Origin of the sequence: Thalassobius sp. Cn5-15, from assembly GCF_022347685.1 — a bacterium.
Taxonomy (GTDB): domain Bacteria; phylum Pseudomonadota; class Alphaproteobacteria; order Rhodobacterales; family Rhodobacteraceae; genus Thalassobius.
In genome coordinates, this window is record NZ_JAKRGF010000001.1 from 630,279 (window position 1) to 640,486 (window position 10,208).

Consider the following 10,208-nt stretch of genomic DNA (forward strand, 5'->3'; position numbering starts at 1 on the left):
GCATTGTTCACGCTTCGCAAAGTCGCTTAACGCAGATGTCAGCGGTGCAGTTTGACCTGCATCATGAACTTGGGGATTTCATACATCTTTTGGCCCTGCGTCTACATCAGAGCGGCAGCACCGCCAGCGCCACACGCCGTCCTTCGGACAACAGCACATTGTAGGTCCGGCAGGCGGACGGCGATGACATCACCTCTACCCCCACACCTGTTTCTTCCAGCGCCTCACGCAGGGGGCGCGGCAGATGGGCAATCTCTGCCCCCATGCCAACAAAAATCACATCTGCCTGATCCGCCAGCGCAATCAATGCGGCCTCATCCGGCAGGCCCGCCCAGGTGCGCGCCTGCGCCTCTACCGCAATCATCGCGCCATTAATCACCTCTCCGCCAATGCGAAAAAAGCCCGGCCCGTAGCTGTCTACCGGCACAGCGCCGTCAAAGTTCACTTCGTTCAACTGCATGCGCGGCGTCCTTTCGGTTCGCGGTGTCGTGGTCCCAAAGAGGCAGGCTGCTGAGGCCCACCGCCATCATAACGCCCAGACCGAACATCCGGTAGAGGCGCTGGCGTTCAGGGCGGAACATAGCGGCCCCGGCCAGATTGCCCAGCACATTCGGTACCGCCAGCACAACACCCAGCACCACTGGCACCGCAGACATCTGCCCACTGACCGACAGGATCGCGATAAAGGCCAGATCAATCGCCACCAGATACAGCAGGATATTCGCCCGCGTCATCGCCGCCGTCGCCCCTGACGCCATATACAGCAAGATCACTGGTGGCCCCGGCAGGCCTGCAAAACCACCGACGAAACCCGACATAACACCAGTGCCATATTGCAAAGGGCGCGTGATTGGCCCGGGCAGGCGAACACCGTAGAGGAGTAAGATCGGCAGGATCAGCACCAGCGCACTGACCAGATAGCGAAACACCTCAGGCTCCACCGCCAAGAGGAGGGTAAGGCCCACCGGCATCGCGACAATCGCACCGATCGAAATCCGTGCGACCTGCCCACGGTTCGCGCTGCGCCATGCAGAGGGTAAGAGGGGCAGCGGGCCGAAGATTTCCATCACCACCAGCGTGATCAGTGCCCAAAGCGGCGGCAGGAATTGACCGGCGATGGGCATATAAACAAGGGCGGCGCCGAACCCTGAAAAGCCCCGCACCGCCCCTGCCAGAAACACCCCTGCGATCAGCCATCCCAGCCCCTCAAGGGCCAGGATGTCAGATACGATCTCAGGCATCGATATTGCCGAACTGGTTGCCCTGATTGTTGTCAGGTTTCGACCAGTCGCGTTTGACGCCCAGCATCAGAACCACATTTTTCGCCACGTAAACAGACGAGTAGGTCCCAACGATAACGCCCCAAGTGATCGCAAAAACAAAGCCACGGATCACATCACCGCCCAGCACCAACAGCGCGATCAGCGCCAGCAGTGTGGTGCCAGAGGTCATGATCGTCCGGCTCAGCGTTTCGTTCACCGTGAGGTTCATCAGATCGGTCAGCGCGGTCTTCTTGTACTTGATCAGGTTTTCACGCAGGCGGTCAAAAATCACCACCGTATCGTTGATCGAATAGCCGATGATCGTCAGCAGCGCCGCGATGGTCGCCAGTTCAAACCGGATCTGCAGCAGAGAGAAGATACCGATGGTCAAGATTACGTCATGCGCCAATGCCGCCACCGCGCCGACCGAGAACTGCCATTCAAAGCGCAGCCAGATGTAGAACAGGATCGCCGCCAGTGACGCGGTTACCGCAATAATCGCGGTCTGAATCAGCTCGCCCGACACTTTGGGACCCACGGATTCCACCAACGGGAAGGTGATGGTCGGCTCCACCCCTTGCAGCGCGGCCTCAATGCTGGCGATTGTCGCCTCGTTCACACTTTCCTGCCCGTCCTGAGCCTGAATGCGGATCATCGCCACATGTTCATCCTCGGCAAAAGATGGGTCAAACACCTCTGTGATCGACACATCGCCAAGGTTCAAGGGCGCCAGCGCGTCGCGATAAGCCCCTACATCCACAGCCGTTTCCGCCTGCGTCCGGATGGTGGTGCCGCCCCGGAAATCAATGCCGAAGTTCAGCCCCATTACCAACCACGCCACCAGCGAGGCAACAACAGCCAGCATCGACAGCCCCATCGTCAGCTTGCGCAGGCGGAAGAAGTCATAGCTGGGGACTTCGTTAAACAGTCTCAAACGCATGATAATCAGACCTCGATGGTTTTGGGGCGTTTACGTTCGAACCACATCACGATCAGCAACCGCGTCACAAAGATCGCGGTAAAGACAGATGTGAGGATGCCGAGGCCCAGCGTGATGGCGAACCCTTTGACCGGACCGGAGCCCATGACGAAAAGGATCACAGCAATGATGAATGTGGTGATGTTGGCATCAATGATCGCCGACAGCGCACGGTCATAGCCCAGCTCAATCGCGCGGGCCGGACCACGGGCAGTACGCAACTCCTCGCGGATACGTTCAAACACCAGCACGTTGGCATCCACCGCCATACCGATGGTCAAAACGATGCCCGCAATACCCGGCAGGGTCAGCGTACCGCCAATAACACTCAGCGCACCAAAGATCAGCGCAACGTTGAACAAAAGCGCGATATTGGCAAACAATCCAAAAAGACCGTAGCTGAGCGCCATGAAGATCAAAACGGCCACAAAGGCCACAAGGCAGGCAATCCGCCCCGCCTCGATGCTGTCTGCGCCCAACTCTGGGCCGATTGTGCGTTCTTCAAGGAACTCCAGCCCCGCAGGCAGCGCACCAGCCCGCAGCAGGACCGCCAGATTGGTGCTTTCCTCGACGCTAAAGTTGCCGGTGATGATGCCGGAACCACCCGGAATATGCGATTGGATCACCGGGGCAGAGACAACTTCATCATCCAGCACGATGGCGAAAGGGTTGCCAATGTTTTCAGCGGTGTAATCGCCAAACTTGCGCGCACCCGTGGTGTTGAAGCGGAAGTTCACCGCCGGACGGCCATTCTGGTCAAACGAGGGTTGCGCGTCCACCAGATCCTCACCGGTCACAACAGGGGCTTGTTCCAAAACATAGAACTCACCCTCAGTGTCCAGCGATGGCAGCAACTCGTTCCCTGCACCCGCCGGCATATCGGCATTGGTGGTGCGGGTGACAACAGGCTGAAAAGTAAGCTGCGCGGTGGTGCCGATGATTTCCTTCAGCTCCGATGCGGAGCCAATGCCCGGCACCTGAATAAGGATACGGTCGACGCCCTGACGTTGAATGGTCGGCTCACGCGTGCCTACCTCGTCAATCCGGCGACGGATGATTTCCAGCGATTGTGCAACGGTACGTTCGTCCGTGGCCACACGCTCTGCCTCGGACAGGGTCACCACAATGTCGGCACCATCAACGCTGACGTCAATGTCCGTCGATCCCGCGCCGGTCAGGCTAACAACTGGACGGGCCAGACCACGTACCAACTGTGCTGCCTCTGCCGCGGCCTCAGGGTTCTGGTTCAGACGCACACGCAGCTCTGCCGCATCGCTGTCCTGCAACCGGATGGTGCCGATCGTGTCACGTTCCTGACGCAGCAGGTCGCGCACCTCAGGCCACATGGCCTGCAGGCGGCTCTCATAGACATCGGCAACCTGCACCTCTGCCAGCAAATGCGCACCTCCGCGCAAATCCAGGCCAAGGTTCACAAGGCTGGATGGCAGGAAAGACGGCCACTGCGCCGCCTGCTCTTCCAGCCCGTTGCCAGAGGCCCCCGCCTCCATCGCCTGAACCGCATCATTGCGGGCCTCAACCCGCGCATAAAACCCATTGGGCAGAGAAAACAAAATGCCAAGGGCGCACACCGCCCAAATCAGCACCCGTTTCCACGTATCAATCTGAAGCATCTCGAACCGCTTTCAAAAACAAAAAGGCCCGAGGGAGGTGTCCCACGGGCCGACTTCTTGGGGATGAGGATCAGCCCTCGGCAGGCTCGGTCTTGCTTTTGACCTGCGCGATGGTGGAACGCACAACGCGCACTTTCACGCCTTCGGCCAGCTCTACCTCGATCTCACCTTCGGCGTCTTTCACCTTCACGACCTTACCGATCAGACCACCTTGGGTGATCACCTGATCGCCTTTGCGCAGCGCCTCAACCATGTTCTGGTGCTCTTTCATCTTGCGCTGCTGCGGACGGATCAGCAGGAAATACATGATCGCAAAGATGAGGATAAGGGGAATGAACTGGCCGATGGCTTCCATGTTGTTGTCCTTGGGTAGGTATATGTGAAGGGCGCGAGGCACCCATGATTTGGCAGGAACCTATGTGCGCCGGGGCCGTTTTGCAAGGCAGCTTGGGACGTTAGGTCGCGGGTTTCGGGGAAAGTGGTTTGACCTTTACGAGGATCACGGTGAAGTTGTGGTCACTTTCGCCAAAAAGAGCTTTCAATGCCGCAAAACAACAAACCCGATTTCTGGACATGGATCGGCTGGAACACCCAGCCGAATTTTGAGGAACAGCCCAAATGGCTGGGGAGTTTGATTGGGGTTGCGCTCAAGTGAACCTCCCCAATTGAACGGGTGCGCATTTCATGGCTGTAACCTTTCAGAGGTTGAGCTGACAGCAGAAGATCTCAGCCAAACATTCGGCGATGCTTCTGTGACATTATCCCAATAGCAGGCGCATCACACTTCAAATTGGTCCCCCGATGAACTCACCGACGACCAGTTCAACACCCAATGGCGCCAATGGCAGCGCACTATCGGTTTTCAACCGGGTGAAAATCAGCAATAACGCCTTCATAAACGATTGATTCCGACCAAGGAGCACACCCCATGCATGACATCAAAGCGATCCGCGAAAACCCGGCAGCGTTTGACGCCGCTCTGGCCCGCCGTGGGGCCTCGCCGATGTCCTCTCAGGTGCTGGAACTGGATGAGGCGCGCCGGGCCAAGATCCTCGCAGCAGAAACTGCCCAGTCCGACCAGAAGAAAGCCGCCAAAGAGGTCGGTGCCGCCAAAGCCAGCGGCGATGAGGCCGAATTTGAACGCCTGCGCGCCCTTGTCGGTGACAAAAAGGCCGAAGTGGCCGCCATGCAGGCCGAGGCCAAAGAACTGGACGTGCAGCTCAATGACCTGTTGATGGGTCTGCCGAACCGTCTGCACGACGATGTGCCCGATGGTGAGGATGAAGCCGACAACGTCGAAGTGCGCCACTGGGGCACCCCGCGTGAATTCACCTTTGCCCCGCAAGAGCATTTTGAGCTGGCGGGTGTGAAGCCGGGCATGGATTTTGAGACCGCTGCCAAACTTTCCGGTTCGCGCTTTGTCGTGCTGTCGCAGGGCGTTGCCCGCATTCACCGCGCGCTGGCTCAAATGATGCTGGACACCCACATCGAAGAGCACGATCTGCGTGAAACCTGGACCCCGGTTCTGGTGCGCGAAGAGATGATGTATGGCACCGGTCAGCTGCCGAAATTTGGCGAAGACAGCTACAAAACCGAAGACGGCTGGTGGCTGGTGCCCACGTCCGAGGTGACGCTGACCAACATCGTGAACGGCGAAACCGTGGATGAGGCCGCGCTGCCCATGCGTATGTGCGCCCACACCCAGTGCTTCCGCTCCGAGGCCGGTAGCGCCGGTCGTGACACCTCCGGCATGCTGCGCCAGCACCAGTTCGAAAAGGTCGAAATGGTGTCCATCGTGCATCCCGAGAAATCGATGGAAGAGCACGACCGCATGACACGCTGCGCCGAGGCGATCCTGGAAAAACTGGGCCTGCCCTACCGCACTGTGGTGCTATGCTCGGGCGATATGGGTTTTGGCATGATCAAAACCCACGATCTGGAGGTCTGGCTGCCCGGTCAAAACCAATACCGTGAAATCTCCTCGGTCTCGGTTGCCGGTGATTTTCAGGCCCGCCGCATGAACGCGCGGTTCAAACCTACCGCAGGCGGCAAGCCGGAGTTTGTGCACACTCTGAACGGCTCCGGCCTTGCGGTTGGGCGCGCCCTGATCGCGGTGCTGGAGAACGGTCAGCAGGAAGACGGCTCCGTCACCCTGCCCGAGGCGCTGCATCCTTACTTGGGTGGCAAAACCAAATTGACTGCCGAAGGGGCGCTGGCCTGAGCCTGCAATCCTTGCGACCAATAAAGGGGCCTGCGGGCCCCTTTTTTACGCGCTACGCGCAGCGGGCGCGGGTGGAATTGAGAGATCATTGAAAACGTTTTCACTGTTCCCCCAAAATCCCCGCCAGAGATACAAAATTTATGTCCAACGCCAAAATAAAAGAGCGCCCCTAAGGGCGCCCTTTTTGTCTGTTTCGTGCGATTTAGTGCGAGCCGCGTGGCAAGCCGCGCTTTTTATTCAGGTGCTTGCCAAGCGCACCGGGCTTCTTGTCCCGTTTGTTCTTGTAGGGGTTTTTATCCCCCTGCCCGCGCATTGTCAGACGGATCGGCGTACCGGGCATATTAAAGTCCTCGCGCAAACCATTGATAAGATAACGCGAATAGCTTTCAGGTAGCTTTTCCGGCAGCGAACACATCACCACGAACCCAGGCGGACGGGTTTTGGCCTGCGTCATGTAGCGCAGTTTAATACGGCGGCCAGCTGGTGCGGGCGGCGGATGCTGCTCGGTCATTGCTGTGAGCCAGCGGTTCAACTTCGCGGTCGAGACACGGCGGTTCCATGTTTCATAGGCACGTTCCACCGCTTCCTGCAGACGGTTAAGGCCGCGGCCAGTTTTGGCTGATACAGTGATCAGCGGCGCGCCGCGCAGCTGGGGCAACAGACGGTCGAAGGCTTCTTTCAGCGCTTTCAACTTCTCCTGCTTTTCGTCCTCAACATCCCATTTGTTCACCGCGATGATCACCGCGCGCCCCTCGCGTTCGGCCAGATCGGCAATGCGCAGGTCTTGTTGTTCAAACGGAATGGCCGCATCCAGCAGGACAATCACAACCTCGGCAAACTTCACCGCCCGCAGACCGTCGGACACAGAAAGCTTTTCGACCTTATCCTGCACCTTAGCGCGTTTGCGCATACCGGCAGTGTCCCAGATACGCACCGGCAGACCACCCCAGTCGATGGTCAGCGAAATGGCGTCGCGGGTAATCCCTGCCTCTGGTCCTGTCAGCAGACGGTCCTCGCCCAGGATCTTGTTGATCAGTGTGGACTTACCGGCGTTCGGGCGGCCCACAACGGCGATCTGCATCGGACGCTCAAAGGTGGGCAAACGGTAGGTGATCGGGTTGCCGTGTTCGTCCAGCACCTCTTCTTCGCCGTCGTCATATTCCTCGATATCGACGTCGGTTTCCGGCGCGTGTAACGCTGCCTGCTCTTCAAACTCATCGGAAATGGGCTGCAGGATGTGCATCAACTCGCCCATGCCCTCACCATGTTCACCAGACAGGCGCAGCGGCTCACCAAGACCAAGGCTGTAGGCCTCAATCACACCAGCATCGGCCACTTTGCCCTCTGCCTTGTTGGCGGCCAGAATAACCTTGTCCGATCTTTTGCGCAGAATCTCGGCGAACATCTCATCCGTCGGCGTGATGCCGGTGCGTGCGTCCACCATGAACAGGCAAACGTCGGCCATATCCACCGCGCGTTCGGTCAACCGCCGCATCCGGCCCTGCAGGCTGTCGTCTGTCGCCTCTTCGAGGCCGGCAGTGTCGATCACAGTGAATCGCAGGTGGCCCAACCGCGCATCGCCTTCGCGCAGGTCACGCGTCACCCCCGGCTGGTCATCGACCAGAGCCAGCTTTTTGCCGACCAAACGGTTGAAAAGAGTGGATTTCCCCACGTTGGGGCGGCCCACAATGGCAAGGGTAAAGCTCATGTCTCAGGCTCCGGACGGAAGGCAGTTGCGCGCAAGAACGCATTCCCTGCCAAGGGTAAAGGGCGGATCAAGCCGCCCTGTTATACCAGTTTTGCGTCAACGGAAAGCGTGCAATTGCCCTTTGGTGCCCACAACATAAAGGGTGCCCCCCGCTACAACCGGCGCGGTGGTGGCGCCACCGGGCACATCAACGCTGCGGGTCATCTCACCGGTGGTGGGATCAAAGAAACGCATTTTGCCGTCGTTCGAGGCGACGATCAGCTGACCACCGGCCAGAATGGGGCCGTGATGGGCGTAAACCTCTGCCGCTTTGCGCTGTTTGGGTTTCAACAGGTTCGGCAGTTTCTTCGCCCAGATGGTTGCACCATCACGGGCATCCAACCGCAGCAACTGGTTTTCATCGCTCACCGCATAGACCGACCCGCCGACAGCCACAACCGGACTGATCGCACCTTCGCGCGCAGTCCAGAGGCGATCGCCGCTTTCCAGATCCAGTGCCAGCAGGCGGCCAGCGTGCGAGCCAACGTAGACACGTCCGTCGCTGATTACAGGATCAGCGGTCACGTCATTGATCTTGGCCAATGCGCTGTTGCGACGCTGACCGGACAGAAAGGCCGTCCACGTGCGCAGGCCACCGTTGCGGTAGGTGCCATGCAGCGCGCCGTCGCCAAAGGCGAAGACGGCAAATTTATCCGTCACTGCAGGTGCGGGCCCGCCAAGGACGTTGTTCACATCACCCGGTTGAGTGGTCTGCCAGCGAATGCGCCCCGTTTTGCGTTCCAGCGCCCAGCCGGTGTCATCGCCACCGACAATATAGACCAGATCGCCAAAGACCGTAGGCGCGCCGGAGCCGGTCGACCCCAGATCCTGCTGCCACTGTACGGCACCGGTCGCGGCATCCAGCGCGGTCAGCAGACCGAAGCCAGAGCTGACGAACAGCATGCCACCGGCCGCAGCCAGGCCACCGCCAGTGGCCTCATCCGGGTTATCGCGCGCCGGTGTCAGGTCACGCGACCAGATCTGTGTCCCGTTGGTGCCAGTGGCGGTGACACGTGCCTGCGCATCAAGGGTGAAGATACGATTGTCCACCACCACCGGATCGGCGGTGATGCGGTTGCCACGGCTGTCACCCGCACCGATTTCGGCACTCCATGCCAACCGGGGAGCAGCGGCAAGTGCGGCGTGCAGGGTTCGGGTTTTCGGACTACCGGCGGATTGGGTCCAGCTGGCATTTTGCACGGCTTTGGGCAGACGCACCTCAGTGACGGCGCGGGTCAGCGCGGAGGCAGGCTCCGCAAGAGCGAAACCGTCGCTGAGGATGGCGCGAGGATCTTCGCGCTTGCCGGGCAAAATCTCTTCACGCTCACTACAGCCCGCGAGTACCGCCGCAGCAGCAAGGCCCAGAATAATCGAACTGCTTTTCACCAAACCCGCCCTCTAGTCTATGTCTTTGATCTTGCGGCGGGCTGATATGCCCTGCCATCGTCCTCATGCGCCAGTCCGGTCGCCCCCCAGCGCCACAATCAACTGAGATGCGCGGCGACGCAAGCCTGCAGAGGCCTCTGCGTCCGCGGCAATCCGCTCAAGCCGGGTCAGCGCAGCGTCTGTGTCACCTGTTTCCACCGCGATCAGCGCCAATTGCTCCTCTGCCAGCAGGCGCAGCGGTCCGCCGGATTGCACCAGCCCCTCCAGCGTTGCACTGCGATCTGCGGCAGGGGTTTGTGTGCCTTGCAACAGAACCGATTTGAACGCTGCCATCTGGCGATAGATCGGGGCTACTTCGCCGTTCACGGCCAGACCTTCTAACGCAGCAGCTGCAGCAACAGTATCGCCAGCCGCCTGCAATTCAGATGCGCGCTGCAGAATCACAACCGCCTGCGCGGCAGGCGTTGCAGCGCTCAGCGCGGCGAGTGCTTCTGCGCGATCTGCAGGGGCCTCTGCCTCCAATGCTGCCAGCATATCATCGCCCAGCTTCTCAGCGGCAGCGCGATCCTGCGATTTGTTGTATTCGTTCCACGCGGCGCCCCCGACGATGACAAAAACGCCGGCAACCGCGATCCAGCCGTAGCGACGGAACGCACCATAGAGACGGTCACGACGGACCTCTTCGCTGACTTCTTCGATGAAACTGTCGGTATCGCTCACAGGTCTGCCCCTTGTTCGTTTGCCCCCTCTTACCTGTTTGTAAACTGGCTGCCAAGAGCCGCATGTGCCAACGGGAATTCACAAGCTGCTGACCCAGCGCTGACATGTATTTGTGCTGTTATCGGGGCTGTTGGCGACGAACCGCTTGCCCGCAGGTTAAGAATACGGTTACGATCCCGTAATTGGGCCACAGCTTGTGCCAAAGGCTTGCTTTTGCCGCTATGGCACCCACTTCATTTGGTAGTTGTACCATCTGTTTCAG

General features: G+C 59.4%; 9 protein-coding genes. 1 reads left to right on the forward strand and 8 read right to left on the reverse strand.

Features of this window, described 5'->3' with window-relative positions:
- Nucleotides 1-106 precede the first annotated feature (106 nt).
- From MHM86_RS03135 to yajC, 5 genes are all read right to left on the reverse strand, one after another.
- Nucleotides 107-460 (reverse strand): Mth938-like domain-containing protein, encoded by a 354-nt coding sequence (locus tag MHM86_RS03135; RefSeq protein ID WP_239195622.1) that lies wholly within the window; start codon nucleotides 458-460, stop codon nucleotides 107-109.
- Nucleotides 435-1,241, reverse strand: coding sequence for a sulfite exporter TauE/SafE family protein (locus MHM86_RS03140; protein WP_239195623.1), 807 nt, complete (start codon nucleotides 1,239-1,241; stop codon nucleotides 435-437). The genes MHM86_RS03135 and MHM86_RS03140 overlap by 26 nt, the downstream gene beginning before the upstream one ends.
- Entirely contained in the window at nucleotides 1,234-2,202 is a 969-nt protein-coding gene (gene secF, locus MHM86_RS03145) for a protein translocase subunit SecF (protein ID WP_239195625.1), read from the reverse strand. Before secF ends, MHM86_RS03140 begins: the two co-directional genes overlap by 8 nt.
- Nucleotides 2,203-2,207: 5 nt before the next feature.
- On the reverse strand, nucleotides 2,208-3,872 hold the full coding sequence (gene secD / locus MHM86_RS03150; protein WP_239195627.1) for a protein translocase subunit SecD: 1,665 nt from the start codon (nucleotides 3,870-3,872) through the stop codon (nucleotides 2,208-2,210).
- Between the two features lie 70 nt (nucleotides 3,873-3,942).
- Nucleotides 3,943-4,227 (reverse strand): preprotein translocase subunit YajC, encoded by a 285-nt coding sequence (yajC, locus tag MHM86_RS03155; RefSeq protein WP_239195629.1) that lies wholly within the window; start codon nucleotides 4,225-4,227, stop codon nucleotides 3,943-3,945.
- A 573-nt stretch (nucleotides 4,228-4,800) separates the two neighbouring features.
- On the opposite strand from yajC, the gene serS reads away from it, so the two are divergent.
- Nucleotides 4,801-6,093: a serine--tRNA ligase gene (serS, locus tag MHM86_RS03160; protein WP_239195631.1), complete on the forward strand. Its 1,293-nt coding sequence runs from the start codon at nucleotides 4,801-4,803 to the stop codon at nucleotides 6,091-6,093.
- 202 nt (nucleotides 6,094-6,295) lie between these two features.
- On the opposite strand, the gene der is transcribed toward serS, so the two are convergent.
- From der to MHM86_RS03175, 3 genes are all read right to left on the reverse strand, one after another.
- Nucleotides 6,296-7,801, reverse strand: a complete 1,506-nt coding sequence (gene der, locus MHM86_RS03165; RefSeq protein ID WP_239195634.1) for a ribosome biogenesis GTPase Der — start codon at nucleotides 7,799-7,801, stop codon at nucleotides 6,296-6,298.
- 96 nt (nucleotides 7,802-7,897) lie between these two features.
- Nucleotides 7,898-9,226 (reverse strand): PQQ-like beta-propeller repeat protein, encoded by a 1,329-nt coding sequence (locus tag MHM86_RS03170; protein ID WP_239195636.1) that lies wholly within the window; start codon nucleotides 9,224-9,226, stop codon nucleotides 7,898-7,900.
- 63 nt (nucleotides 9,227-9,289) lie between these two features.
- On the reverse strand, nucleotides 9,290-9,946 hold the full coding sequence (locus tag MHM86_RS03175) for a hypothetical protein (protein ID WP_239195638.1): 657 nt from the start codon (nucleotides 9,944-9,946) through the stop codon (nucleotides 9,290-9,292).
- Between the last annotated feature and the right edge of the window lie 262 nt (nucleotides 9,947-10,208).

Coding starts and splice junctions, on each gene's coding strand:
- yajC (WP_239195629.1), bottom strand. CDS start 4,227: ATGGAAGCCATCGGCCAGTTCATTCCCCTTATCCTCATCTTTGCGATC.
- der (WP_239195634.1), bottom strand. CDS start 7,801: ATGAGCTTTACCCTTGCCATTGTGGGCCGCCCCAACGTGGGGAAATCC.
- secF (WP_239195625.1), bottom strand. CDS start 2,202: ATGCGTTTGAGACTGTTTAACGAAGTCCCCAGCTATGACTTCTTCCGC.
- MHM86_RS03140 (WP_239195623.1), bottom strand. CDS start 1,241: ATGCCTGAGATCGTATCTGACATCCTGGCCCTTGAGGGGCTGGGATGG.
- MHM86_RS03135 (WP_239195622.1), bottom strand. CDS start 460: ATGCAGTTGAACGAAGTGAACTTTGACGGCGCTGTGCCGGTAGACAGC.
- secD (WP_239195627.1), bottom strand. CDS start 3,872: ATGCTTCAGATTGATACGTGGAAACGGGTGCTGATTTGGGCGGTGTGC.
- serS (WP_239195631.1), top strand. CDS start 4,801: ATGCATGACATCAAAGCGATCCGCGAAAACCCGGCAGCGTTTGACGCC.